Source organism: Betaproteobacteria bacterium (genome assembly GCA_016194905.1).
Lineage (GTDB): Bacteria > Pseudomonadota > Gammaproteobacteria > Burkholderiales > JACQAP01 > JACQAP01.
Window position 1 is genome coordinate 195697 of the sequence record JACQAP010000028.1, and the last position, 26295, is coordinate 221991.

General features: G+C 61.2%; 27 protein-coding genes. 14 read left to right on the forward strand and 13 right to left on the reverse strand.

All coding sequences use genetic code 11. The features are described 5' to 3' along the window. Nucleotides 1–22: 22 nt before the first annotated feature. From HY067_19285 to HY067_19300, 4 genes are all read right to left on the reverse strand, one after another. Nucleotides 23–889: a branched-chain amino acid ABC transporter permease gene (locus tag HY067_19285; GenBank protein MBI3530095.1), complete on the reverse strand. Its 867-nt coding sequence runs from the start codon at nucleotides 887–889 to the stop codon at nucleotides 23–25. Between the two features lie 22 nt (nucleotides 890–911). Further along, nucleotides 912–2135: a transporter substrate-binding protein gene (locus HY067_19290; GenBank protein ID MBI3530096.1), complete on the reverse strand. Its 1224-nt coding sequence runs from the start codon at nucleotides 2133–2135 to the stop codon at nucleotides 912–914. A gap of 35 nt (nucleotides 2136–2170) precedes the next feature. Then, entirely contained in the window at nucleotides 2171–3763 is a 1593-nt protein-coding gene (locus HY067_19295; protein MBI3530097.1) for a flotillin, read from the reverse strand. Nucleotides 3764–3936: 173 nt separating this feature from the next. Further along, on the reverse strand, nucleotides 3937–4992 hold the full coding sequence (locus HY067_19300; GenBank protein ID MBI3530098.1) for a substrate-binding domain-containing protein: 1056 nt from the start codon (nucleotides 4990–4992) through the stop codon (nucleotides 3937–3939). 291 nt (nucleotides 4993–5283) lie between these two features. Between HY067_19300 and HY067_19305 the strand changes: the two genes are divergently transcribed. The 7 genes from HY067_19305 (at nucleotide 5284) to HY067_19335 (ending at nucleotide 9748) form a co-directional block, all read left to right on the forward strand. Beyond that, nucleotides 5284–5715 (forward strand): MarR family transcriptional regulator, encoded by a 432-nt coding sequence (locus tag HY067_19305; GenBank protein ID MBI3530099.1) that lies wholly within the window; start codon nucleotides 5284–5286, stop codon nucleotides 5713–5715. Between the two features lie 650 nt (nucleotides 5716–6365). Next, a complete protein-coding gene (locus HY067_19310; protein MBI3530100.1) occupies nucleotides 6366–6797 on the forward strand; it encodes a DUF4437 domain-containing protein in 432 nt (143 codons plus the stop codon). 279 nt (nucleotides 6798–7076) lie between these two features. Then, a complete protein-coding gene (locus HY067_19315) occupies nucleotides 7077–7472 on the forward strand; it encodes a GFA family protein (protein MBI3530101.1) in 396 nt (131 codons plus the stop codon). A 124-nt stretch (nucleotides 7473–7596) separates the two neighbouring features. Continuing rightward, on the forward strand, nucleotides 7597–7884 hold the full coding sequence (locus tag HY067_19320) for a type II toxin-antitoxin system HigB family toxin (GenBank protein MBI3530102.1): 288 nt from the start codon (nucleotides 7597–7599) through the stop codon (nucleotides 7882–7884). Nucleotides 7885–7913: 29 nt separating this feature from the next. After that, on the forward strand, nucleotides 7914–8297 hold the full coding sequence (locus HY067_19325) for a transcriptional regulator (protein MBI3530103.1): 384 nt from the start codon (nucleotides 7914–7916) through the stop codon (nucleotides 8295–8297). 168 nt (nucleotides 8298–8465) lie between these two features. After that, complete coding sequence (locus HY067_19330) at nucleotides 8466–9233, forward strand: SDR family oxidoreductase (GenBank protein ID MBI3530104.1); 768 nt, start codon at nucleotides 8466–8468, stop codon at nucleotides 9231–9233. Nucleotides 9234–9292: 59 nt separating this feature from the next. Next, nucleotides 9293–9748 (forward strand): DoxX family protein, encoded by a 456-nt coding sequence (locus HY067_19335; protein MBI3530105.1) that lies wholly within the window; start codon nucleotides 9293–9295, stop codon nucleotides 9746–9748. 16 nt (nucleotides 9749–9764) lie between these two features. On the opposite strand, the gene HY067_19340 is transcribed toward HY067_19335, so the two are convergent. The 6 genes from HY067_19340 to HY067_19365 all read right to left on the reverse strand — a co-directional run bounded on the left by HY067_19340 (nucleotide 9765) and on the right by HY067_19365 (nucleotide 16224). Continuing rightward, complete coding sequence (locus HY067_19340; GenBank protein ID MBI3530106.1) at nucleotides 9765–10196, reverse strand: 3-dehydroquinate dehydratase; 432 nt, start codon at nucleotides 10194–10196, stop codon at nucleotides 9765–9767. Nucleotides 10197–10309: 113 nt separating this feature from the next. Next, nucleotides 10310–11590: an ABC transporter substrate-binding protein gene (locus HY067_19345; protein MBI3530107.1), complete on the reverse strand. Its 1281-nt coding sequence runs from the start codon at nucleotides 11588–11590 to the stop codon at nucleotides 10310–10312. 38 nt (nucleotides 11591–11628) lie between these two features. Continuing rightward, nucleotides 11629–12012: a cupin domain-containing protein gene (locus HY067_19350; GenBank protein MBI3530108.1), complete on the reverse strand. Its 384-nt coding sequence runs from the start codon at nucleotides 12010–12012 to the stop codon at nucleotides 11629–11631. Nucleotides 12013–12025: 13 nt separating this feature from the next. Beyond that, nucleotides 12026–12970 (reverse strand): NAD(P)-dependent oxidoreductase, encoded by a 945-nt coding sequence (locus HY067_19355; GenBank protein MBI3530109.1) that lies wholly within the window; start codon nucleotides 12968–12970, stop codon nucleotides 12026–12028. 15 nt (nucleotides 12971–12985) lie between these two features. Beyond that, nucleotides 12986–14437 (reverse strand): aldehyde dehydrogenase family protein, encoded by a 1452-nt coding sequence (locus tag HY067_19360; protein ID MBI3530110.1) that lies wholly within the window; start codon nucleotides 14435–14437, stop codon nucleotides 12986–12988. Next, nucleotides 14434–16224 (reverse strand): thiamine pyrophosphate-binding protein, encoded by a 1791-nt coding sequence (locus tag HY067_19365; protein ID MBI3530111.1) that lies wholly within the window; start codon nucleotides 16222–16224, stop codon nucleotides 14434–14436. Before HY067_19365 ends, HY067_19360 begins: the two co-directional genes overlap by 4 nt. A 133-nt stretch (nucleotides 16225–16357) precedes the next feature. On the opposite strand from HY067_19365, the gene tcuA reads away from it, so the two are divergent. Beyond that, on the forward strand, nucleotides 16358–17848 hold the full coding sequence (gene tcuA, locus HY067_19370) for an FAD-dependent tricarballylate dehydrogenase TcuA (protein ID MBI3530112.1): 1491 nt from the start codon (nucleotides 16358–16360) through the stop codon (nucleotides 17846–17848). A gap of 14 nt (nucleotides 17849–17862) precedes the next feature. After that, a complete protein-coding gene (locus tag HY067_19375) occupies nucleotides 17863–19311 on the forward strand; it encodes an FAD-dependent oxidoreductase (protein ID MBI3530113.1) in 1449 nt (482 codons plus the stop codon). A 222-nt stretch (nucleotides 19312–19533) separates the two neighbouring features. On the opposite strand, the gene HY067_19380 is transcribed toward HY067_19375, so the two are convergent. Beyond that, the gene (locus HY067_19380) at nucleotides 19534–20439 is read right to left on the reverse strand and encodes an IclR family transcriptional regulator (GenBank protein MBI3530114.1); all 906 of its coding nucleotides are present in this window, start codon (nucleotides 20437–20439) and stop codon (nucleotides 19534–19536) included. 122 nt (nucleotides 20440–20561) lie between these two features. Here HY067_19380 and HY067_19385 point away from each other — a divergent pair, with 122 nt between their 5' ends. Then, on the forward strand, nucleotides 20562–21431 hold the full coding sequence (locus tag HY067_19385; GenBank protein MBI3530115.1) for an N-acyl homoserine lactonase family protein: 870 nt from the start codon (nucleotides 20562–20564) through the stop codon (nucleotides 21429–21431). 178 nt (nucleotides 21432–21609) lie between these two features. Continuing rightward, the gene (locus HY067_19390) at nucleotides 21610–22572 is read left to right on the forward strand and encodes a site-specific DNA-methyltransferase (GenBank protein ID MBI3530116.1); all 963 of its coding nucleotides are present in this window, start codon (nucleotides 21610–21612) and stop codon (nucleotides 22570–22572) included. Here the strand turns inward: HY067_19390 and HY067_19395 are convergent. Beyond that, entirely contained in the window at nucleotides 22523–23089 is a 567-nt protein-coding gene (locus HY067_19395) for a restriction endonuclease (GenBank protein ID MBI3530117.1), read from the reverse strand. The two genes, HY067_19390 and HY067_19395, sit on opposite strands and share 50 nt — an antisense overlap. Further along, entirely contained in the window at nucleotides 23052–23297 is a 246-nt protein-coding gene (locus tag HY067_19400; protein MBI3530118.1) for a helix-turn-helix transcriptional regulator, read from the reverse strand. The genes HY067_19395 and HY067_19400 overlap by 38 nt, the downstream gene beginning before the upstream one ends. A 421-nt stretch (nucleotides 23298–23718) precedes the next feature. Here HY067_19400 and HY067_19405 point away from each other — a divergent pair, with 421 nt between their 5' ends. From HY067_19405 to HY067_19415, 3 genes are all read left to right on the forward strand, one after another. Next, a complete protein-coding gene (locus tag HY067_19405; protein MBI3530119.1) occupies nucleotides 23719–24654 on the forward strand; it encodes a glutathione S-transferase family protein in 936 nt (311 codons plus the stop codon). Between the two features lie 99 nt (nucleotides 24655–24753). Further along, complete coding sequence (locus HY067_19410) at nucleotides 24754–25200, forward strand: nuclear transport factor 2 family protein (GenBank protein ID MBI3530120.1); 447 nt, start codon at nucleotides 24754–24756, stop codon at nucleotides 25198–25200. A gap of 201 nt (nucleotides 25201–25401) precedes the next feature. Next, nucleotides 25402–25809 carry a hypothetical protein gene (locus HY067_19415; protein ID MBI3530121.1) on the forward strand — a complete coding sequence of 136 codons (408 nt, stop codon included), beginning with the start codon at nucleotides 25402–25404 and terminating at the stop codon, nucleotides 25807–25809. Nucleotides 25810–26295 lie beyond the last annotated feature (486 nt).

A 26295-nucleotide genomic window follows, 5' to 3' on the forward strand; every position in this document is an offset into this window, starting at 1 on the left:
CGACCGACGGACGGCCAGCCCCTCATGTGCCGTCCCGGAAGAAGCGTCCGGTAATGCCCTTCGGCATCAGCCGCAGCAGAATGATCGCGAGCGCCAGCATGGCGAGCTCGCCGATCACCGGATGGGCGGCAAACGAGACCAGTTGGTTGACGGTGCCGAAGACGACTGCGCTGGACAGCGTGCCCGAGACGACCGCAGCGCCGCCGGTGATGACGGTGATGAATGCCTTGGCGATGTAAGCGCCGCCCGATGAGGGCAACAGACCCGTCAGAGGCGCCAGTACCCCGCCGGCAAGGCCCGACAGCGCCGCGCCTGCGGTGAAGGTGTACATGTAGATCTTGCGCGGATCGTAGCCGAGAGAGGACACTACATCGGGACCCTGCATCGCGCCGCGCGCGATCAGGCCGGCGCGCGTGAACCTGAGCACCGCCCACATCACGAGTGTCAGCGCCACCGTAATGAGGATGATGAAGAGGTTGTATCCGCCCATCTGGTATTCGCCGAGCTGATAACCGGATACGGGAGCAGGGACACTGACCGCGGTGTTGCCGAAGATCAGCGTCACCAGTCCTATCAGCAGCAGGCTCAATCCCCAAGTGGCCAGCATGGTGTCGATCATGCGGCCGTACAGGAAGCGGATGATCGTGCGCTCGACGATCAGGCCGACGAGGCCGACTACCACCGGCGCCACCACCAGCATGGCGAAATAAATGTTGATGCCGTTGTTGTAGCAGGCGATGGTGGTGTAGCCGCCCAGCATCACGAACTCGCCGTGCGCCAGGTTGATCACTCGCATCATCCCGAACACGATCGCGAGCCCGGCGCTGGTCAGCGCCAGGAACGCGATCATGTACAGGATTTCGAGGCAGACGACGCCCGCGTAGTCCATCGGTTCAATCGTCGCCTTGGGCTCAGATGTCGACTTCGTACTGCTTGTTCTCGTTCGGATTCTTCTGCAGGTCGCAGTAGCGGGCGGTATCCGAGGGCGCGCGCTGCTTGACCGTTTCCAGAATGGCGAGCTTCTGGTTTTTGACTTCCATGACGTTGATGTCGAGGGACGCGTGGTGGGTCTTGGCGTCGATCGCCACCGTGCCCGCCGGCCCCTCGATGGAAGCGCCGGACTCGATCGCCTTGAGCACGGCTTCGCGATCCACCGACCCGGCCTTGCGTACGCACTCGGCCCACAACTTGATACCCTGGTACTGCGACACCGCGATTTCGTGCACGATCTTGGTATCGCCGAACCGCTTCTGCCAGGCTGCGAGAAACTGCTTGTTCGCCGGCAATGTGGATTCCTGGCTGTAGTTGCCGGCGATCAGGATGCCGTCGCCTTCCGCCGCGGAAAGAGCCAAGTGCTCGTTGCCGACGCCGAAGGTGGTCGAGGCAAGCGGGATCTTCTTGTTCATACCGGAAGCCGCCCACTGGCGGTAGAAGGACATGTGCGCGCCGCCGACCAGCGCGGAAACCACCCAGTTCGGCTTCTCCTGCTGGATCTTGGCGATGGTCGATCCGAAATCGGCGACATCCAGCGGGAAGAAATCCGTTTTCGCCACGGTGCCTTTGCGCTGATCCACGTAGTACGAGATCCACTTGGCGGTGATCTGGCCATAGTTGTAGTCGGCCGCCAGGACATAGACCTTGTTGCCCCACTTCTTCATCGCGCGCTCCACGATCGGCTCCACCGCCTGCGCCGGGGTCGTGCCGGTGACCACGGTGTTGCGGTCGCATACGCCGCCTTCGTAGAGGACGTTGTAGAAGTAAAGCGTGTTGCTGCGCTTGAAAGTCTGGCGGATGGCTTCCCGCGAGGCGGAAGTGATGCCGCCGTGCACGACGTCGACCTTGTCCTCGCGCGCGAGCTGCTGCGCGAACTTGGTATACAGCGCGATGTCCGACTGCGTGTCGTATTGGATCAGCTTGATCTTGCGCCCGAGCAATCCGCCCGCCTCGTTGATCTCGTCGACCGCGAGCCGGGTGGCGATCACCATCGGCTTGCCGTAGATGTCGAGGTTGCCCGAGTTGTCGAGCACGGATCCGAGCTTGATCTCCTTGTCCGCCGAAAATGCCACTGCCGGAAGCCCGCCCGCGACCGTGGCGGCACCCGCCGCCCGTAGAAATTCACGCCGTGTATACGTCATTTCAGTCTCTCCCCGTCAAGGATGAAGTTGGATGATCAGGACTTCTTGTTGTCTTGCTGCTCGGTTCCCGGCGTCTTCGGCAGCGCGGATGAAAAATCGTAGCCGATCGATTCGCCGATACTCTTGAGGGCAGGCAGTTGCAGGGCCATGCCGAGAATGCTGTCCATCACCTGGTTGATCGGGGGACGGTTCGCGGCATCGCCCGTGCCGCCCGCCGTTCCGGGTACGGCACCCAGGCCGCTTACCTGGTGGATGCGGATGCTCTCGATCTTTTCCGCCGGTTTCATCAACTGCGCGATGATCTCCGGCATTTTTTCCAGTCGATAGCGTTCCAGTTCCAGTTTCATCAGGCTGTCGCTGCGCGTGTTTTCCGCGGTGAGCCTGGCCTTGTTTCCCTCCGACTCCGCCAGCAGCCGCAGGCGCTCGGCATCCGCCCGCGTGCGCACCGCCTGCGAGTCCGCCTGCGCCCGCTTGATCACCACGGCGGCCTCGGTTTCGGCCTTTGCCGATTCGACCTCCCCCTCCTCATGCACGCGCTTCAACGCGAGCTCGAGCGAGCGCTCGGCGACGGCGCGTTCGCGCTCGGTCTGCACGTGCTCCTGTGCGAGCGCGACACCCGCGCGCGCGCGCTCGGCGTCGGCCTGGGCCTTCGCTTCCTCGACGTGCTTGGCCGCGAGGCGGATGGCGCTGTCGGCCTTGTTGAGTTCCGACTGGAGCTGGGATTCGATTTCGAGCTTGCGCAAATCCCGCTGCTTGGCGAGTTCCATCGCCTTGGTATCGCGTTCGCGTGCGATGCGCGCGTTTTCGCTGGCCGCCATGGCGTCTTCACGCGCCTTTGCCGCGTCCGCATTACTCGCGGACTTGGTTTTTTCGATTTCCAGTTGCTGTGAGATTTGCGCCTGTTCTTCCTGCTGCTGCAGTGTCAGCCGGCGCTTGGTGGCTTCGAGCTGGGTTTCACGCACCGCGATGTCCGCTTCCGCTTCGATCTGCGTGCGGCGCTTTTTGTTGGTGGCGATGATTTCGGCCAGTTGCCGCATGCCGACCGCGTTGAAGGCATTGTTCTCGTCGAGAGACTGGAACGGCGCCTGGTCGAGGCGGGTCAGCGAGACCGAGTCCAGGAGCACACCGTTGTGAGCCAGGTTGTCCCGCAACTGCTCGGCTACGTGGCGCACGAACTCGCCGCGCTTCTCGTGCAACGCGTCCATGGTCTCGGCGGCCGCCACCGACTGCAGGGCGTCGATGAAGCGGCCTTCCAGCAGGTTGCGGATGCCTTCAGGATTCAGCGCTCGGGCACCGATGGACTGCGCCGCGGTGGCCACGCCGTCTGCCGACGGTTGCACGCGCACGTAGAACTCCAGCTCCACGTCCACGCGGATGCGGTCCGTGGTGATCAGCGACTTGTCGCCGGTGCGTTTGACCTCCACGCGGTTGGTACGCATGTTGATCTCCTCGACCCTGTGCAGGAAGGGGAGCGACAGGCAACCGCCGGAGAGGACCACCTTCTGGCCGCCGAATCCGGTGCGCACCAGCGCTATGTCGCGGGTGGATTTACGGTAGAAACGGTTCATGAACGCCACGACGACGGCGATGGCGATGACCGCAACAACGATCGCTAGAAAGACAGCCACAGCGACCTCCCGGGAGTCTGGTTAGGGTTCTGGAGGGGACGCCCGTCCAACGGACGGGCGAAGCGTTTCAGGCTTTTATTCTCGGCGCCCTATATTTTCCAAGTCAAGGAAAATATTTTCCATGGAAAGGAAATTGGCGGGCGGATGCCCCGTGGCAATCCGGGTGCAAGCCCTTAAAGACGTTCGACGACTTCGAACAGGTGCCCTTCGGCGCGGGCGAGGTACATCGGGTAGAGCTTGTGGTCGTTGTTTATGTATGCCGCATCCCGGGCACTGCGGTATTGCAGAGGCGTGCGGCCCGACACGGAAGAACCGCTGGGGGACTGGTGGCAGCGCTGGATCAGGGCCGCCAGGAAGTGCACGCCTTCGTAGGTCGATTGCCCGAGCGCGTTGAGCGTGGGTGCGTGATCGCCGTGCAGGGTGTAGTAACGTTCCTTGAACGCCATGTTGGCGTCGGACTGCACGCCCGAGAAATAACCGGCTGCGGCATAAAGGCGATCGGTATTTTCCGCGCCCATGGCGAGCAGGCCGTTCTCCTCGATGGCGCAGGACAAGCGCACCATGCCGCGAACCAGCGGACCGGCCGCGCCGAAGTCGCGGCTGAACTCGATGGCGTCCTGTCCGGCCAGCGACAGCAGTACGGCATCCGCCTTTAGACGGGCGAGGCGCTCCAGCACCGGATCGAAATGGCTCGTGCCCAGCGGCAGGTAGAGATCGTCCACGACTTCCCCGCCGGTTTCCTTCACGTACACGCGGGCGAGGGCATGCGAAGTGCGTGGCCAGATGTAGTCGTTGCCGAGCAGCGCCCAGCGTTTCAGGCCGAAGCGCGAACCCAGCGCGTGGATGGCTGGACGGAGCTGCTGTTGCGGCGTCTCGCCGATCGTATAGACCGCGCGCGAGCGTTCGCCGCCTTCATAGAGCGGGGTGTAGACATAAGGCAGCGAACCGCCGATCGGCTCGAGCAGGCGCTGGCGTACGGCGCTGGTGTGCATGCCGACGATGGCGTCGATCTCCCCGTCCGCGAGCACCTGCCCGGTCTGCTCGACGAGATCGGAGCGCTCGTCGGCCGCGTCGACCAGTAGCAGACGTACTTCCCGCCCGAGCAGGCCGCCGGCGCGATTGATCTCTTCCGCGGCAAGTCGCGCGCAGGCTATCGTCGAGGGACCCCAGATGCCGAGCGCGCCGCTGGTCGGAACGAACAGTCCGATCGAATAAGCATGGTCGTGGATGCGATCGAATCGCGCTTCGAAGGCCCGGCCTGCTTCTCTGCGCGGCGGTTTCGTCCGGCGCAGTGCCGGCAGGACAAACCCGCCGGCCGGAGTAGAAGCAGATTGCACGATGTCCGTCGTCACTGTGAACTGCTCCCGGGGCCCGATGTTATCCGACCTGAAGGCCGGTGAAAGGGCGCGGCGAATGCTCAGGCCCGGTCTGACCGGACCACGTGTGTCATTTTCAGGCGAATCGATCGTATACTACGCCATGCCGAAAGGCTTCTCCATATGACTCACGCATCGCGATCAATGGCCGCCGAACCGATCACGAACTACCTCGCTTACCTGCTTGCGCAAGCCAACCGGCAGATGAGCGCGCAAATGGAGCGCGCGCTGAACGAAGAAGGCGTGCAGACGGAACACTGGCGGATTCTGGAAGTGCTGAGCGACGAACAGGGCCGGTCGATGGGAGACCTGGCCGCTGCGGTACTCATGAATCATCCGGCGCTGACCAAGACGCTGGATCGCATCGTCAGCCGTGGCCTGGTGCACCGGCGCGCCGATCCGGCCGATAGCCGGCGTGTGCTCGTCTACATCAGCGATCGGGGGCTCGAACTGGTCGCACGCCTGAGAGCGCTGGTCGACGACCACCATGATGCCGTCACGGCAGCCGTCGGGCCGCGCAAGGCCGAGCAGCTCAAGAAGTTGTTGGGCGAGTTCATCCGCAACACCGAAGAATAGTCGGCCCGCTTGTCGCTGTATTTGGCAGCACGCAATTGTTGCGCTGCTGTCCGTTCCGATATTACCCGCAATCCTTATCTGCTTGGTACACCGTACCGCGCGGGGCAACAGCTTAAAGGCGTTAATGCAGAGGTGGATGTTGGCGGACCGTGGCGACCGCCAAGCAAGGCCTGCTCTGCAGGGCTTGGCATCTTTGTTATTGCGCTAGACATACGGCATCATCAATCCAACGCTTTGTTTGTGAACGCATTGCGAAGCGCTTATGAGCCAGGTTATCCAGCAGTCGTCCAAGTTAGATGTCACTATTGACGCATAAATACAGATATGGTGGAGCACATGCGCACAACTCGCGGTGGCCACGCGTATACGTCTCTGCGCGAGAACTATGCTTATACAAGAGGAATCGGCGCAGGTCATACCGACGTTATTCCAGTTAGCTGGCTCGCGTCGCAGACGCGCATGGATGAGATCTGATGAGCCGAACAAAACACCCCAGAGGACGCGTTCAAAGCAACGCGCCTCTGAGCGTTGGTGTTGGGCGTCACGAAAGAGATAGTCGCACAACCATCTTGTTCGTTGATAGTTGAAACGGGTCATTTAGCCGCGCGGCCGACATCTCGGCCGGTGGCCTACTCACGAGGAGACGCGTCATGACGAAGAAACAATTGTTGCTGGGTCTTTTCTTGACAGCCGCTGCTGGATTCGGGCACGCCGCAGATGGTGGAAAACCCGGAACCATGATCCCCGCCGACGAAATGGAATGGAGGGAGCTGAATCCCGGTTCCCCGGTGAAAATGGCCCCGCTTTGGGGGGATCGCAGCACGGGCGAATACGCGATGCTGCTCAAGATACCCGCCGGGTTTGTCGCGCCCATTCATGCTCACACTGGCGACTACTACGGCATGAATGTGAAGGGGACTTGGCGCCATTCCTTTGACGGGGGCGACGAGAAGGACCTAGCGCCCGGCTCCTACGTGTTTCAGCCCGGGATGGGGTGGCACGGTGATGCGTGCGTCGGGCCCGAGGACTGCATTCTGTTCATTCATCAGCACGTAAAGGGCGATTTCATTCCAAAGCAATAGACTGGGTTGCGCAAATTGTGGCGCTTCGTTTGTGCTCGCCCGCCAGCGCCGGCTCATCATAGGGCGTCGTTCGGCAATCCGAAGCCAAGTGACGTTGAGCGGCCGGGGAGATCGGCAACAAAATAGTCCGGGGACATGGGTTACACATTGTGTCGCTTCAGTCGCCCGAAAGCATCCTCGGTGCGCCCATGTTGGTCGAGCACCTGTCGAGCTTGAGCGCAACGGAAGCAAGTGGGTCAGGCTGCATAGTTGCATTGACCGACGTTAGGAGCGACACAGATGATCCGAGGCAGCTGTCTCTGCCGTAGCATCCGCTACGAAGTGCGCGGACCGCTGGGACCCGCGAGCCATTGTCATTGTTCGATGTGCCGCAAGGCGCACGGCGCGGCTTTCGGAACTTATGCGCGGGTTCAGAAGGCGGATTTCGTCCTGGTTTCCGGCGCAGAGGACATCGCCTCCTATCAATCTTCGCCCGAAGTGACGCGCACGTTCTGCCGGCGTTGCGGCTCGACGTTGCAGTTCATCAGGGCGACACGGCCGAATACGTTCGCGTTGGCCCTCGGTACGCTGGATGACGATCCCGGCGTGCGGCCGTCCATGCATATTCATATCGAGTCGAAGGTGCCATGGCTCGATATCGATGACGGCCTGCCCCAGCACATAGGGCATCCCTGAATTGACAGTTATTACAGGAGAATCTGGGAATGGTTGATCCAGCATTTCGACAGACGCCTTTCCAGGTACGTAACGCCCGCTAACTGCTATTGCGGTATCTCGAATTGAGATATACAGTGCGTTTGTGCATGTCATCACCAGGAAACGGTTGAGGGAGTTCTCGGCCAAGCACAGGGACGCCGAAGCACCGCTCGGTGTCTGGTACGCCATCGTATCCAGGACAGATTTTGATTCGTTCGCCGATCTCAAGCAGGTCTTCCGGTCAGCGGATAAAGTCAGAAAGTTCACCGTCTTTGATATCGGTGGCAACAAATACCGGTTGATTGCAGCCATTCACTACAACCGGAAGAAAATATACATCAGGCATGTGCTCACACACGTCGAGTACGATCGCAGCAATTGGAAGGAATAGAAATGTCCGCCACTGAAATGAAGGAGATCATGCAGGAGTATCGTCGGCTGCGTGCGGTCATCCCGTTGGGTAGCTTGCGCACGAGGAAGGAGTATGAGCGTGCGGTCGAAATGCTTGACGCGATTCTCGACGAGATCGGGGAGGACGAGAAGCATCCTATGGCGGAGCTTGCCGATGCGATCAGTGTTTTTGTCGAGAGATACGAGAACGAGCACATGGCGCTGCCGGCCGGCAAGCCCTCCGAAGTGTTGAAGTTTCTGATGCGGGAGCACCAGTTGCGGCAAAGCGATCTGCCTGAAATCGGTACCCAGGGGGTAGTGTCCGAGGTCATGGCGGGCAAGCGAGAACTGAACACACGCCAGATCAGAAAGCTCGCCGAGCGCTTTGGCGTTTCACCTGCAGTATTCGTCTGAACTGCCGCGGGTGCACCGTACCTACGACGGATCGGTTTCACCATTACCGTGCATCGACAAATCCCGCTCTTCTTTGCGTACCTTTGTATCCTTTGCGCCTAAAAGGGTACTCCGACGTGCTATGCACGTAGGGTATTTGCGTCGAGATTTTAATCTTTCGGAGGAGAAATGAGACTCGCCAATAAGACGGTCGTCCTCACCGGTGCCGGCAGCGGCATCGGCCTGGCCGCGGTCAAACTGTTCGCGCGGGAAGGCGCGAAGCTGATGCTGGCTGGACGCAATGAAGCGGGACTGGCGTCGGCGGTCAAAGCGGCGGGCGAGGGCAATGCGGCTTACATCGTTGCCGACGTGTCGAAACCGGAGGACAACCAACGTCTCATCAAGGCGGTGGAACAGAAGTTCGGCGGCATCGACATCTTCGTCGCCAATGCCGGGGCCGAGGGTGTGACAGCACCGATCGTGGATTACCCGCTGGATGCGTTCGACCAGGTGATGGCGGTGAACGTGCGCGGTGTATTCCTGGGATTGAAGTACGCGATCCCGGCCATCAAGAAGCGGAGCGCCGGCAGCATCATCATTACTTCGTCCATCGGCGGCATCAAGGCGCGGGGCCAGGGCAACTCGGCCTATATCGCGAGCAAGCACGCGGAGATCGGGTTGATGCGCACGGCATCCGTGGAATGCGCCCCGTTCAATATCCGGGTGAACTGCGTGCTGCCGGGCCCGACCGAAACCCGCATGATCCGCAACATCGAGGAAGGGCGCTCACCCGGCGCGCCCGAGAAGGCGCGCGCGACGATCCTCTCCGGATTGCCGCTGAAGCGCTACGGCACGCCCGCCGAAGTCGCCAGCGTCATGCTGTTCCTGGCTTCCGATGAATCCAGTATCTGCACCGGCGGTGTATATCTGGCGGACGGGGGGCTGTCCGCGATCTAGTTTCGCAGCGGGTTCGGCCGCACCCCGTTTCGTTCCATATAAATAGACGGGGGGGAATAATGAAGTTGCTGACTACGTGGCTGATCGACTGGCCGGAAAGCATCGCGCGTCATTTTGCCTGGCTGGGTCCGCTGGTTGCGCGCGTGACCGTCGGCTGGGTATTCCTGATCACCGGCTGGGGCAAGCTCAACAACCTGCCGCAGGTGATCGAGAACTTCGCCGGCTGGGGCATCCCCTTCCCCGAGATCATGACGCCCTTCGTCTCCGCAGTGGAATTCGGCGGCGGCCTGCTGCTGTTGCTGGGCCTGTTCACGCGGATCGCCGCCGCCCCGTTGATCGTGGTGATGATCGTCGCGATCATTTCGGCCAAACGCCAGGAAATCGATTCCCTGGATGCGCTGCTCGGCTTCGAGGAGTTTTCCTACATGGCGATATTCCTCTGGCTGGCGATCGCCGGTCCGGGGCTCGTCTCGGTCGATCGCCTGCTGCAGCGCTGGAGGATGAACGCCGAATAGCGCGCGCAAACCCCGCCTACTTGCGCAGCAGCTTCAGCATTGCGTCGAGCCCAAGCACGTAAGAGTGCACGCCGAAACCGAACACCGCTCCGACTGCGACCGACGCGAGAAGCGGGCGGATCTCGCGTTTCTCGATGTTGGTCATGTGGACTTCCACGTACGGAAAGGGCAGTGCGCGCACGCAGTCGCGCAGCGCGTAGCCGGCGTGGTTGAAGCCGGCGGGATTCATAACGAGGCCTTGCACGCCGTCATCGACCGCACGGTATAGCCGGTTGATCGCTTCGCCTTCGATGTTGGTGTAGAAAATATCGAGCTGATATTTGTTGGCCTTTGCGTGAGCGAGCAGCATCGTGTCGAGTTCGGCGGCCGTGGTCTTGCCGTAGATTTCCGGTTCGCGCCGCCCGAGGAAACTCATGTTGGCGCCCTGCACGAGTAGAATTTTTTCCATGCTTTGACGGCAGTGATTGGGTGATTAAGTGATTATGCGATTAGCCAACTCAATTACTAAATTACTTAATCGCATAATCGCCTAATCAACCGATTGCCTAATCGCCGATTCCATCAACGTGCGAAGCCCGACTTGATCCAGTCCCCGCTCTTCACGCCTTCCGGCGGATTGACCTGCTCGGCGGTGTAGCGCGTCACGTTCGTCATCGTCAGCTTGCCGCCGACCGCTTTGGTCATGCCATACACCATTGGCTGGATGCCCTGATGTCCGTTGCCCAGCGCCATCCGGGTGGTGCCGCTCGGCGTTTCGAAACTCAGACCCTGGAAAGCCACGATGACCTGGTCCGTGCCGGGGTTCTTGCCATTTGTCGCGGACTTCGCCATTTCGTACGCGGCCTTGGTGCCGAGAATCGCCTGCACCATGTGGTAGGCGGCAAAGGGCGGCGGCGCACCATACCGTTTCTCGTAGGCGCTTCTGAACCAGCGGTTCAGTTCGTTGTCCGGCGCGAACACGCCGTGCGGGCCGCGCGCGCCGATGACGGTGCCGTCGGGAATTCTGGTGCCGAGGTTGTGGAGCTGCGCGTCGCCGGTCGTGAGCACGACCGTGCTGCGGCCGAACAGGTTGCGCGGGACAGCCTGCAGGATGAAAGCCTCGAGATCGCCGCCCCAGAAACTGGAATGAATGACGTCCGGGTTCCCCGCGAGCAGGGCGGAGATCTCGCTTCCATACTGGCTGGAAAACAGTTTTGGCATCTGGGAGGTCGTGACCTCGATGGCGGGCGCCAGTGCCTTCATCGATGCCTCGAAGTCCTTCCACGAGTCCTGGCCCCAGGAGTAATTCTGGTTGATGCCCGCTATGCGGGTGGCGTTGGGCAGGCGCTCCCGGACATACTTCGCCGCGGCAACGCTGTCCATGGTCGCGTGCGATGCGGTTCTGAACACGTACTTGTAGGACGCATCTTCGAGCAAGCGGGGTGTGCCGCAGTCGAAAATGACGGTCAGCATTTTCAATTCTTCGGCGATGGGGGCGACCGCCAAGCAACTGCCGCTGGAGATGTAGCCGATGACCATGTCGACGTTCCGGCTCTGGACCAGGTTCCTGAATTGCGTGACGACATTGCTCGTCGATCCGGCTTCGTCGATCAGCACCATCTCGATAGGGTTGCCGCCGAAACCTTTCGTCTGGTGCGGAGCGGGCACTGATCCGGCATTCAGGGCTTCGAAAGTCAGCTCGGCGGCGTTTCGCGCGGGAACGCCCATCGGCCCGGCACCGGGGCCGGACAGATAGGTGACGACGCCGATGCGGATCGGTTTGGCTTCCTGGGACCACGCGCAATGCGCGCCGGCGAACCACAAAAAGGCCGTCAGCAGGATGGAAAACTTTCTAGATGCCATGGAAGGAACCCCTGTTGTGTCCTGTGCGAGGCCGGGAATCACTCGTCGGGCGGCGACGTGACGACGATGAAGCGCAGGTCGGTCATGCCGGTGTTGTAGATCGCATGCCTGACGCCGGGCGGAATGAAAATCACGTCGTCCTTGCGCACCACGGTGCGCTCGCCTTCGATCTCCATGAGGGCTTCGCCGTCGATGACGTGATAGACCTGCTCCTGGATGCGGTGCCGGTGCGGTTCGACGTAAGCCCGGGGCTGATACACGGAAACGCGGTAGTCGATGCTCTTCGAGCCGCAGGACTCCGGCCGCACCAGCAGCTTCGAGTACGCGCCGCCGATGTGCGCCGGCAGCTCGTCCCACATCACCGACGCGGCCGCGCGGATTGCGGGTTTGCGTTTCACTGCAGCGCCTTTTTTCTTTGCCATCAGGTTTCCTCCCTCAGTTCTGCGATACCGTTTGTTGTTCGCGCAGGGCTTTCACGTAAGCGGCCAGCCCGGTGTGAATGTCGAACCGTGGACGCCAGCCGAATTCCGCGGCGGCGCGGCTGACGTCGAGCGCGCCCTTTCTGACGATCTCGATGCGGTCGCCATGGCGATAGGGACCGGGGCCGACCGAAAGTTCGGCGCCGGGCACCAGTTCGCGGACGAGCGCGATCAGTTCGGAAACGCTGACGGCTGCGCCGCTGCCGACATTGTAGGCATCGTAGCGATGCTGCGGGTGATCGAGGGCCGCGAGGATGGCGGCTACCGCGTCATCGACATAAGTGTGGTCGATCGCCGAATCCGCGCCGGACGGAACATGCAGCTTTCGCCCGGCCAGTGCCGCGTCGATCAGATTTTTCGGGATGCGGTCGCGCGGCAGACCAGGCCCGTAGACCCACGACGGACGCAGGTTGATCACTTCGAGACCGTGCAGGTCGCGATAGGTGCGGCCGAATTGTTCCACCGCGGCCTTGCAGATGCCGTAGGGCATGACCGGATCGAGCGGGTGGCTCTCGTCTATCCGGTCGACGCGGAAGGCGCCATACGCTTCCTCGGAGCTGAGGTGGATGCAGCGCCTGACCTTGCCGAGCCGCATCGCCTCGAACACGTTCAGCGAGCCTTCGATATTGACCCGCGCGATCTGGATCGGACTGTTGACCGATGAGAGCACGCTGACAATGGCCGCGCAATGAATGACGGCATCGGGTCCGTGAGCCGCGACGATTTGCGCGACACGCTTCGAATCGGTGATGTCGCCCGCTACCTGGACAAGCCGGCCATCGGCAGAGCCGCCCTGGCGGGCTTGTGTATCGAATCCGATCGCCGTATCGCCGCGCGCCAGCAGCGCGCGCACGACCGCAGCGCCGAGAAACCCGCTGCTGCCCGTCACCAGGACTCGCATCCGCCTGCCTTCCGTTCAGAGATTGAAGACGACGAGCCGCTGCTCGGTCATCTCTTCGATGGCGTAGCGCGGGCCTTCGCGCCCGGTGCCGCTGGCCTTCACGCCGCCGTAAGCGAGCTGGTCGGTGCGCCAGGTGGAGCTGCCGTTGACGATCACGCCGCCGACCCGCAGGCCGCGGATCGCTGCGAAAGAAACCTCGTTGGATCGGGTGAAGATGCCGGCCTGTAACCCGTACGGTCCGGCGTTGATCGCCGCAAAGGCGTCGGCCGGGGTTTTGTACGCAATCACATTGACCACGGGACCGAACACTTCCTCGCAGACGACTTTCATCTTGGGTTTGAGATTCGCCAGCAATGTTGGCTCGTAAGCCGCGCCGTGACGATGGCCACCGATTGCAATGCGTGCCCCGGTGAGGGCGGCCTCCTGCACCCATCCCTCCACGCGTCGTGCCGCTGCTTCGTCGATCAGCGTGCCGACGTCGGTCGCCGGATCGAGCGGATCGCCGAGCTTCATCTTGCGTACCTCGGCTTCCATCAATCCGAGGAAGGCGTCGGCGACGCGCTCCTGGACATAAACGCTTTGCACCGAGATACAGCTCTGGCCGGCGAGTCGCATCGAATTGCGCGCGCAGACGGCCGCCGCGGGAGCAAGGTCGGCATCGTCGTGCACGATGGTCGCACCGTTGCCACCCAGTTCCAGCGCAACGCGACGCAGACCGCTCGCGGCCTTGATGGCGGCACCGGCCCGGCTCGATCCGGTGAAGGTGATGAACTCGACGCGCGCATCGGCGACCAGCGCCGCGCCGATTTCGGCGCCGCCGTAGACGGTGTTGAGCATGCCGGCCGGCGCGCCGGCTTCGACCATCAACTCGACCAGGCGATGCACGATCAACGGCGCCTGCGGCGACGGCTTCAATACCATGGTGTTGCCGGCCGCGATCGAAGGCGCGATCTTGTGGACCGCCAGGTTGAACGGTGCGTTGAACGGTGTGATCGCGGCGACGACGCCGACCGGGAAAGGCATCAGGAACGCCATCTTCCCGGCGCCCATGGCGCTGCCGTCGAGCGGCACGTGCCGTCCTTCGATGCGGATGGCTTCTTCGGCGGCGAGCGCAAAAGTCTCCATCGACCGCCGGATCTCGCCCTCGGAATCCTTGATGGCCTTGCCGGTCTCGCGCGTCATCAGCTCCGACAATGATTTGACGTCGCGCTCGACCAGTGCGGCGACGCGGCGTAGCAGCGCAGCGCGTTCGTAACCTGGCATGGCGGCCGCCTTTTCGCGCGCCTGAACTGCGGCATCCAGCGCGGCGTCGAGATCTGCTCTGGAGGAAACCGGCGCACTGCCGACGACATCGCCGCGATACGGATCGCGAATTTCGATGTAACGCCCGGCGTCTTGCCAGACATTACCCGCGAGTCCTTTCGCGGCGACCGGCAGGAAGCCGTTCCCGGCAACGACTGCGCTCATGACTGGGACACCGTGCGCTTCAGCGGCTTGCCGAACGCGGGCTCCCGGAACGGCGTCGGCGGAAGCTGCCAGGTACCGGTGCCCGGCGGTTTGATCTTGTCGTCGACATGCACGTCGAGCAGGCAAGGCTTGCCGAGCGCCAAGGCATGGCGCAAGGCATCGCCGAGTTGGTCGGAATGTTTTACCGCGATGCCTTCGACGCCGTAACTGCGCGCCATTGCCGCGAAGTCGGGGCTGTAGGGTTCGCGTTTCGGTCCCGCGTAGAAGCCCGTTCCGATTTCATGCCCGTCGAACATGCCGTACTGAATGTCGCGGATCGCGGCCCAGGAATAGTTGTTCCACACCAGCCAGACCGCCGGGATATCGTATTCCACAGCGGTGGCGAGCACGTGCGGGGTCATGCTGAAGCCGCCGTCGCCGACGACTGCGAGGCAGGGCCGATGGGGTGCGGCGAGTTTGGCGCCGAGGATGCCGCTGACGCCGAATCCCATCGCCGAGAAACCCCAGGTGTTCAGCATCGCTTGCGCACGGCGCGCTTCCCAGAACTGCATGAACCAGTTGTGATGCACGCCACTGTCGAGCGAGATGATGCCGTCGTCCGGCAGCGCGTTGCGCACTTCTTTCACTACGCGCTCGGGGCGCAACGGCTCGCCGCTCAAGTCGAAGTTTGGTTTGACGAATGCGTCCCACTCGCGGCGCCATCCGGCAATCGTTTCCAGCCAGGGGCCGAAGCCCTTGCCGGACGCGCTGCGGCTCGTGGCTTCGTTCGCTACCTGGGCGAGAAAAACCTTTGCATCGGCAATGATGCCCAGCGTGACCGGGTAGTTGCGCCCGATCTCGGCCGGATCGACATCGACATGCACCAGCTTCGTCGGCGGCATATTCCACGAATAGCCCGGGATCCACGAAGACGAAGAACGGTCGTCGAAGCGCGCACCCACCGCGATCAGCAGGTCGCAATGCCGTCCCGCCTGGTTGGCCGGATAGGCGCCGTTGCGGCCGATGAAGCCGAGCGCGAGGCGATGCGGCATCGGTACGGTCCCCATTCCATTCGGGGACGTAATGACGGGAATGTTCAACTGCTCGGCCAGCCGGGTCAGCTCCGGCCCGGCCTCGGCCAGGGTCACGCCGTGACCGACGAAAAATGCGGGACGCTGCGCCGCGAGAATCAGGTCGACGACCCGCTTCACGTCGTCGGGCGCGGCACCGGGACGCGCGAAACCGGAGAGCCGATCCGAGCGCAGCATCTCGACGTCGTCCTCTTCCTGAAACAGATTGAACGGCACGTCGAGGTTGACCGGGCCGGGACGGCCGGTCAGCATCAGGTTGTAGCTCTGGCGCAAGGCGAGCGGCAGCATGTCCACTCGCGTCGGCTGGAAGCTGCGCTTGACGTAAGGCCGCAGCGAGACCGGGAACTCGGCCGCCTGGTTGCGATTGCTTTCCTGGAAGGGGCCGCGGTTGAACTGCGAGGTCGGCACGTTGGCGGAGATTGCATAGAATGCGGAGGAATCGGCGGACGCGCAGGCCGTCGCCATCACCAGGTTGCAGGAACCCGGGCCGCACGAAGTCAGCGTTGCGACCGGGCGGTGCGCCACCCGAAAATACGCGTCCGCCATGTGTCCCGCGGTCTGCTCGTGGCGCGGCGAGATGAGCTTGATCCTGTCCTGGCGTTCCCACAGACAGTCGAGCAGGCCGACGTTGCCGTGGCCGCAGATGCCGAAAATATAGGGGACTTCTTCCTGGATCAGGAAGTCGGAGATGAGATCCCCGCCTTTCATGCGCGGCATGGCCGTTATCCTCCTTGTCGGTCTTATCAACTGCCTTTGGCGCTGTCTTGTTGCGGCTGGTGCCGCGCAGCATTGCGATAATGTCGAATCATTTTCTACAATATCGCAAAACTACGCAACCCTTGGAGAGCTGATGTTTCCGGAAAGCAGTGATGTGGTAGTGGTGGGCGCGGGCAATGCCGCGATGTGCGCGGCGCTTGCGGCGCGCGAACAAGGTGCAGTGGTGATCGTGCTCGAGCGCGCACCCGAAGACGAGTCCGGAGGCAATACCCGCTTCACGGCCGGTGCAATCCGCTTCGCCTACGACGGCCTCGGGGATTTGCGCGAACTGATGCCGGATCTCACCGAAGAGGAAATCGCGCGCACCGACTTCGGCGCCTACACGGAAAACCAGTTCTTCGACGACATGGCGCGGGTGACGGAGAATCGCGCCGATCCGGACCTGGTCGAGTTGCTGGTCAGGCGCAGCAGGCAGACCATGATGTGGCTGCGCGGCAAGGGATTCCGTTTCGTGCCGATCTACGGACGGCAGGCGTTCAAGGTCGACGGCCGCTTCAGGTTCTGGGGCGGATTGACGGTGGAAGCCTGGGGCGGCGGTCCCGGCCTGGTCGAGGCGCACAAGAAGGCGGCGGATGCAAACGGCATCCGCATTTTCTACGGCGCGCGCGCGATGTCGCTGTTGCATGGCGACGACGGCGTGCACGGACTCAACGTGCGCTATCAGGGAAAATCACGAACGCTGCGTTGCAAGGCGGTCGTCCTCGCCGCGGGCGGCTTCGAATCCAATCCGGAATGGCGCACGCGCTATCTTGGCCCGGGTTGGGATCTGGCCAAGGTGCGCGGGACGCGCTTCAATACCGGCGACGGCATCCGCATGGCGCTGGACGCCGGCGCGGCGCCTTGCGGCAACTGGTCCGGCTGCCACGCGGTGGGCTGGGATCGCAACGCGCCCGAGTTCGGCGACCTCGCCGTCGGCGACGGTTTCCAGAAACATTCGTATCCGTTCGGCATCATGCTCAATGCCAACGGCGAACGCTTTGTCGACGAGGGTGCCGACTTCCGCAACTACACGTATGCGAAATACGGCGCGGTCATCCTGCGTCAGCCGGGGCAGTTCGCCTGGCAGATCTTCGACAAGAAGGTGATGAATCTGCTGCGCGACGAATACCGCATCCGCCAGGTCACCAGGGTAACGGCGAACACGCTCGAAGAACTGGTCGGAAAACTCGAGGACGTCAACGCGTTAAAGGCGCTCGAAACGATACGCGCCTACAACGCCGCAATACGCACCGACATTGCATTCGACCCGAACGTCAAGGACGGCCGTCGCACCGAAGGCCTGGCGATGCCCAAATCCAACTGGGCCAACGTTCTCGATACGCCGCCTTACGAGGCCTATGCGGTGTCCTGCGGCATTACATTTACTTTCGGCGGATTGCGCATTACCACCGATGCGCAAGTCGTCGACACCGACGGCATGGCCATGCCGGGACTGTATGCGGCGGGGGAACTGGTCGGCGGTCTGTTCTATTTCAACTATCCCGGCGGCACCGGACTGATGTCGGGCGCGGTGTTCGGACGCATCGCCGGCAGCAGTGCCGGCCGCGCCGTCGCAGCCGTGTGACAGAGCTGCACGTGATGAAACCGGAAGAGGCATTCGACGTCATCATCGTCGGCGGCGGCGGGTCGGGGCTCGCCGCCGCGATCGAGGCACGCGCTGCCGACGCGCAGGTCGTGCTGCTCGAGAAGAACGGCAAGCTCGGCGGTTCGACGGCATGGTCGATCGGCTCCATCACCGCAACCGGCACGCCGCATCAGATCAAACGCGGCATCTCCGATCGGCCGCAGGATCACTATGCCGACATGCCGCTGTTTGCCGGCGAACTGGCGGGCCGCGACAACGACGAACTGCGCCGCATCCTCTGCGACGAAGTGCCAGATGCATTTCGCTGGCTGATGTCGCTCGGCGTGCGTTTCTACGGGCCGATGCCCGAGCCGCCGCACAAACAGCCGCGCATGCACAACGTGCTGCCGAACTCGCTGTCCTATATCTACCACCTCGGTCGCCATGCACGCGGCGTTGGCGTCGACGTGCGGCTTGGCGTGCGCGCGACTTCGCTGATAGATGAAGGTGGCCGCGTGACGGGAGTCGCCTGCAGTGACGGCCGGATTTTCCACGCCCGCCGTGCCGTGATTCTCGCGGCCGGCGATTTCACCAACGATCCTGAACTTAAGTCGCGCTACATGGGAGCTCAGCAGGCGAAGGTCGAAGGCGTGAACGCGATGGCGACCGGCGACGGCCAGAAGCTTGCGCTGGCACTCGGCGCGCAGATCATCAACGGCGATCTCGCGCTCGGGCCGGAGATCCGCTTCATCGCGCCGATCCGACCCACGCTGGTTCGCCGGCTGCCGCCGTGGCGCGGCCTCGCGCGGGCGATGGAATGGGCGATGGGCCATGTCCCGCAAGCGCTGCTGCGTCCGTTCATCATGGATTTCCTGACCACCGCACTGGCTCCCTCGCAGAGCCTGTTCGAGCACGGCGCGCTCCTGGTCAACAAGGAAGGGAAACGCTTCTGCGACGAACGCGATCGTCCCGCGCTGGCGCTGGCCGATCAGCCGGACAAGTTCGGCTACATCCTGATCGACGGCCGGCTGGCGCAGCAGTTCTCGGCGTGGCCGCATTTCATCTCGACCGCGCCCGGCATTGCTTACGCCTACGTGCCCGACTATCGCCGCAACCGCCCCGACGTTTACACCGAGGCGGCCAGCCTTGCCGAGCTTGCGGGCAAACTCGGAATGTCACCTCAGGCTCTGCAATCCGCCGTCGGCGAACGCAAGGGCGAAGCGCCGTTCATTGCACTGGGACCGGTAAAGCCGGTATTCGTGCACAACGAAGGCGGCCTCGCGGTCGACACCCGCCATCGCGTACTGGGTGCGCAGGGGAAGCCGATTCCCGGACTGTATGCCGCCGGCTCGACCGGGCAGGGGGGATTGCTGCTCAAAGGCCACGGCCATCATCTCGCCTGGGCTTTTGTTTCGGGACGGCGCGCGGGACGCATCGCGGCTTCGGAACCATCCAGTTCTTGAATCACGCTGTCTAGGTCTTGAACCACGGAGAACACGGAGAGCACGGAGGAAATGCAAGAGGAAAGAAGATGGATGGATTGAAATTCCATAAGCTGATGATCTAATTGCGGTGATATTTGATCGAACAGGTTCGTGAACTGACATCTCCAACCCGCACATTGATCTTCGTCGTTCTTGTTTTTCCTCCGTGTTCTCCGTGGTTCAAGACCTAGACAGCGTGGTTCAGGATCTAACGCGCTTGCTGCGGTTGCGCGGGATGGCGGGTTTTTTCGCTTGCGCGCGGTAGCCGAGATCACGCGAGAGGTCGTCGGCGATGGAGGCAACGCGCGTGCTCAATCGTTGCATGTCTTTCAGGGTCACACGCCATACCGGCCCGGAGATGCCGAATGCTGCGATGGTCTGTTGCGTGAAATTGCGTACCGGCGCCGCGATGCAGCGCAATTCATGGTTGAACTCCGCATCGTCGTAAGCCGTGCCGGCCGCCGCGACGCGTTTGATCTCCTCCCGCAACGCGGCCGGCGTGGTGATCGTCTTCGGCGTGTAGGCTTCGTACGGTCCGCTGCGCAGATAGGCGTCGAGATCCTCTTTCGGAAGCGCGCTCAGGAGCACCTTGCCGATGGCAGTGCAGTATGCCGGGCGCACGATGCCGACGCGCTCGCTGCTGCGAATGGAAGAACGCGCATCGACCTTGGCGATGACCGCGATACCTGCATCCGCCCTGACCGCGAGATGGGTCGTTTCCCCGGTTTCTTCCGCGAGGCGCTTCAGGTGTGGCATGGCCAGGTTCACGAGTTCGACCTCGTTGAAGGCGCCGGCCGCCTGCATGAACAGCCGGGGTCCGATGCGATAACGCCTCGCCTCGTCCTGGATGACGTAGCCGAGCACGATCAGCGTCTTGATCAGATGGAAAGTCGTGCTGGTGTGCAGGCCGGTTGCGCGACTGAGGTCGGCCAGGCTCAGTGGCTGATTGCTGCCCGCGATCGATTCGAGAATGGAGAAGGCGCGTTCGAGGGATTGCACCGTGCGCCCGGGCGGCGCGATGCCTCCACGTGGCGCTCTGCCCGCCGGCTTCACGCGGGAACCGCTTTTTGCCTGCGCTGTTTTGCTCTGGGGCGTGGTCGTCTGCATGATCGCGGGGATTCTAGCCGGAGGATCGTGATCCCACAACGACGAGTGCTGACCGGTTGCTGCGTTTGCCGGCTGGAGAGAGCGCGTAGAATGGCTGCTCCATGCGCGAAACGGGAGGAAACATGGCGATGAACCGGAATACGACAGCGATTCGATTTTGCGCGGCATTGTTTTCCATCGTCTGTCTCTATGCCGCGCCCGCGCGCGCGGGCGATGCGCAAGGCGTCCAGCGCATGGCCGTGTTGTACTGCGGCGAGAGCGATACGAAAGACGTCTCGGTCTGGTCGCCCGGCGTCGATGTGGGTCAGCCGCGCGAATTCAGCGACAGTTGTTATCTGATCCGCCACGGCAAAGGCTGGATGCTGTGGGAATCCGGCATCTCCGACACCGTGGCGGACAAGCCCGACGGCGTGGTCGTGGGTGGCGGGATCCTGACCCTGCGTGTGCGCAAGACCCTGCAATCCCAACTGCGCGAACTGGGCATTGCACCGACCGACATCAAGTATCTGGGGTTCTCGCACTTCCACGGCGACCACGTCGGCAATGCCAACCTGTTCACCGAGGCCACGCTGTACATCCAGCAGGCGGAATACGATGCCGCGTTCGGGCCAGAGCCCGCCAAGTTCAATTTCAATCCCGTGCTCTACGAGAAACTTCGTGCGGTGCCGATCGTGAGACTGCAAGGAGATCACGATGTGTTCGGCGACGGCTCTGTGACGATCTATTCCACCCCGGGCCACACGCCCGGCCACCAGTCGTTGCTGGTGCGCCTGCCCAAGACCGGACCGGTACTGTTATCCGGCGACGCGGTTCACTTCCGCGAGAACTGGGAAAGCCGGCGGGTGCCGGCGCGCAATTTCAACCAGGAACAGAGCCTGGCCTCGATGGAAAAACTGGCGGCGATTCTCGAACGGGAACACGCCACGTTGTGGATCAACCACGACAAGCCGCAGACGGACACTCTTCCGCATGCTCCGGAATTTGTCGAATGATATTGGAAGCTTGCTTATAGCTTCATGAACATGTTCCTAATCTTGGAGCTGTTTATCATGATGCCTAAATCTAGATAGACCCAGCACTCAGTATCGACGGGCACTTACAAAGCCAGACTTGACGACAGGACAGCGGCTGCATACTATGAGTAGCATTTCGGTTCCCAGTACAGATGCCATGAACAACGAAAATTCCATCCTTGTCGGCGACTGTCGCGACCTATTGCTTCAGCTACCTGAAAACTCGATTGCCGCATGTATCACGGACCCACCGTACAACTACGAATTTATAGGCCACAAGTGGGACGCCGGAGAAATAGAGCGCCGTCTAGCACGAGTCAAAGACTCCAAAACACTCGTGAAGAATATCCCCTATGGGAGCGGCTTGGCCGGTGGCGTCAGAAACAAGCGCTGGTACGAGAAGAATCGCGAAAATATTCTTGAGTACGAGTCCTGGTGCCACCAATGGGGGGAGCGGGTCTACCGTGTTTGCAAGCCCGGGGCACTTGTCGCGGCATTCAATAGCACACGAACAATGGCTCACGTCCAGGTGGCTCTGGAGCGCGCAGGTTTCTATGCAAGAGACTGTATCGTCTATCGGAGATCCAGCGGTATTCCAAAGGGCCTAAACGTTGCGGCCAAATTGCGCAAGCTTGGTGACTCGGATCCGGACAGGTGGAAGGGTTGGCACAGTTGTCTACGAAACGAGTGGGAGGCAATCGTCGTAGTTCAAAAACCGCTTGAGAACAATTACGTTGAAACCCTACATAAGTACGACGTCGGGCTATTTCAAGCCGAAAATGCCGACGGGAGCTTCCAAAGCAATATTCTCGAAGGCTTGCCGAGATCGAACTCCGAAGAATTCAATTTGCACTGCACAGTCAAGCCACTGCCACTGATGGAACGGCTTATTGAGTTACTGGTTCCACCAAATCCAAACAATATCGTGCTGGACCCATTCGCTGGGTCTGGTACTACACTCGTTGCCGCAAAGAACCTTGGGTTCACTTACGTAGGAATGGAGATCAACCCGGAGTACGCATCGATCGCTAGAAGAAGGTTGGGGGAGCTTGTTAGGACGGAAAAGAAAGTTAGCGCACAACCGGGAACGCTTGGGCTCTTTCGTGCAGAAACGCTTTGACATCGAACCCTGTTAGTTCGAGTAAATAGTCGAACGTTTTTTGCCCGGTTGTGACAGTCCACCCTCCAGTGTTACAGGCGGTAATTGCGGCGCCGAGGTTGTCTTCGCGAACAATGAGCAGCACCGGCTTAAAGCCTTTCTCTTCAAGAATAGGGCCGTAGGCCTTGAACTTCTTGAGTGTCCCAGAATCCCCAGAGCCAATTCGATATTTCGTATCGATTGCAAGATTTCCCACTGTCAGATCGCAGGGCTCATCCGCTCCTAATCTCAAGGCTGGACCAAAATCCTTACGAGTTTGTCTACAAATCTCAACCACCAAGCGCTGCCAACACATTCCAAGCTCACGTCCCCAGTACTGCCGGTTCTCGCGCTTTAGCAGGGGGGTTATCCCGTAGACATCCATGAGTAAGTCATGATCGTCGTTCTCATCGCTATAGACCTTTTCAGAAAACCCCTTCTGATAAGCTGAGAGAATTTCGTCAAGAGCGCTTTGAAGTTTGCTTTCTTCGTTTTTCATCGTTCAGTCGGACACATCGATCTAGAGTCACGCCAAGGGCCTCAGCAATTCGTTGAGCGTTTAGCAGCGTTATGTTTCTCTCGCCCCGCTCGACCGCACCTACATACGTTCGGTGTAGCCCAGCACGATGCGCAAGCTCCTCTTGAGAGAAACCGCGCTTCATCCGAAGCTCGCGAACGTTCTGTGCGAAGAGTTCAGTGATAGACATGCTCTAGAAAGTTAATGCGAAGATGACTATTAGTCGACCGTCTATAAGTAGCACCAGGTCTGACATGGTGATCGAGGCCAGCCGCGCGTAAACCGGTCCGAACACAAACCAGGGGTCACAAACCATGGGTCAAGTCTTGTTTCTTGCTTGGCCCGCGGTGATGTGAGCGAGCAGCAAGGGGTCTGGCACGCACACATAACATGTGATTCCGGGATACAAGGGCGACGTGCCCGACTCGCGCGACGGTGTGCACGGCGTGATTGCGTTCAAGGCGAGCTACCAATGCGCGGGGCCGCGGCCCCCCGCCGTCGACAAGTGTTAAAGTTCCCAACTTCGGACCTGCGCCGAGACTGAGTTTTCGCCCAGGTCAGCGCGTGAAATTTTGCGCGCGCATGCCAGCCATACGCTGAAAGGACCCGTCATGCCGGATTTGATCCTCCATCATTACTCCATGTCGCCGTTTTCCGAAAAAATCCGCCTGGTCCTCGGCTACAAAAAACTGGCATGGAAGTCGGTCATCATCCCGCGCATGATGCCCAAGCCCGATGTGGTGGCGCTAACGGGCGGCTATCGGCGCACTCCGGTGCTGCAAATCGGTGCGGACATTTATTGCGACACAGCGCTCATCTGCGATGTGCTGGAGCATCGCCAGCCGTCGCCCAGCCTCTATCCGCAAGGCAGCAACGGCGCGGTCAGAATCGTCGCGCAGTGGGCGGACTCCACATTGTTCTGGGCGGCGATGGGCTATAGCTTCAGTCCGACTGGTGCCGCATTCCTGTTCCAGGGCGACGCACCCGAAGTCGCCAGCGCATTCGCCGAGGACCGCGCCAAAATGCGCGCCGGTGCAAGCCGCATGCACCCAGGCGATGCGACCTCAACCTATAAGTCGTATCTGCGCCGGATTGCGACCATGGTAGATAACCAACCCTATGTGATGGGCCAGCAGCCCAGCCTGGCCGATTTTTCCTGCTACCACGCGCTCTGGTTTACCAAGCGCATCCCGCCGCTGGCCGGCATTTTCGATGCCACGCCCAGCCTCTCCGTCTGGATGGGCCGCATGGCAGCCTTCGGGCAGGGCAGCATGGAGATGTCCGACGCTCTGGCCGCGATCGCCGTGGCGGCGCAATCCAAGCCGGCCGGCGTTGAGAAAGAGGTATTCCAGGACGATCACGGCATCGCGCTCGGAAGCCGCGTCACTGTCACCGCTGAAAGCTTCGGCCTGGAGCCGACCGAAGGCGAACTGGTTGCCGCCACCCGCACGCGTTACAGCCTCCGCCGCAGCGACGCGCGTGCCGGAACGGTGCATGTGCATTTTCCGCGCGTCGGTTTTCAGTTGCGGGCTGTGAAACCAACATGACATCTCAGCAAAACACGTGGGGTCACAAAACACGTGGCGCGGAGAAGTGAGTTAAACCCTTTTGCGACGTTCGATCGTGCCACATAAAGGAGAACAGATATGAAACGTTTCGTTCAATTGCTTTGGTTGTCCGCGGTCCTGGTCATCGTTTTTCCAAACGTTGCGGTCAGCGGTACCGAACAAGACCTCAATCAGTTGGAGGAGAATCGATACGCGGCGCTCATTGCCGGAGATTGGGCCGCGCTGGACGCTCTGCTCGCCGATGAGTTCTTCTACAACCAGGGCGGCGGCGGGTCTGTATCGAAATTGACATTCCTCGACTACATGAAGGCCGGCGATGCCAAAGTGAGGAAGGCGGCGCGCGAAGACACCAAGATACGGTTGTACGGCGATACCGCAGTGGTCACTGGTGTAGCGCACGTCGATGTCACGTTGAAGGGAGAGGACAAGACGCTGCACTCGCGCTATTTGCATGTCTGGACGAAGACGCCCGACGGCTGGAAACTGGCCGCCCGCCAGGCGACTTACCTGCCCGAGAAAAAATGAGCGCGTCGCCTTCGACGCAGCATGGCGAGAAAGCACAGACCGGCGCAAAACGAAATGAGTAGCCGAACACGGCGAGGACGTAAAGAGTGTTCGCGTGCTGAGGCAGACCAGACCCCAGGCATTGCGCCCTACAAAGAACGGGCGTCCAGGTGAGCCGCCCAACAAATGACTGGGTGCCTTCTTCCGGAGGCGAGTGAAACTATGGCGATACCCTGGCTTGCAGCAGCATTCAAGGCAATTCCCTGGAAGGAAGTGGTCACCGCTGCTCCATCGATCGTGGAGGGTACAAAAAAGTTATGGAGCAGCGTTACTCGAACGGAGAAGCAGCCTTCACCTGCAAACGAGCAATCTGACGAATCATCTTCGACTCATTCCGATCAACTCTCTGCCATTGAAGCCCGGCTTTTGGCTCTCGAGGCGAGAACGGCGGAAATTGCACACCAGGCAGTGACGTCGGCGCAACTTATCAAATCTCTCGCAGAGCAAAACGCCCAACTCGTGCAGGCTGTGGAAATCCTTCGGCTCAGAACGCGCAAGTTGGTTTGGTTCACTGGGGCTCTTGGGCTCGCCGCTGGCTTCCTGATTATCTGGATGATCTTGTACAAATGACGCCCAACCGGCAGTTGCACCGGGGACGTGACAACAGTGCTTGGGGCAGCAGGGGAGCGGCCTGCATAAATGCATAAACAATGCAATTCCGCAGGCTCGACCCTAGGCATTCCCCGACTCTAGGCATTCCGCCAGGCATCACCCTCCAGAACTTGTGGGGTCAAACTTGTGGGGTCTACCGTCTGAATTGTGCGGCTGACGGGATTATGTCGGGGGCGTAGGATAGTTCTCCGACGGGGGTGTGGCTCATGGGAGACCTCAGCAGAGAGCTCAGGGTCAGACTCGATTTGGTTTGGCCGCAATTTAGAATAGGTAAGAAGCAGAGGGAAGAAATGGAGTCTGATCGTCATGGCACTACCTTAAGCATAAGCCCGACGTGCACGGATGATCGCGGCGCGCGCAACCTGTCGAGGTACTGTCAGCAGCGCGTGGTTTTTCGGTCTTCGTTTGATCGCGTGTGGCTCGATGCGTCCGGGTCGAATCGGT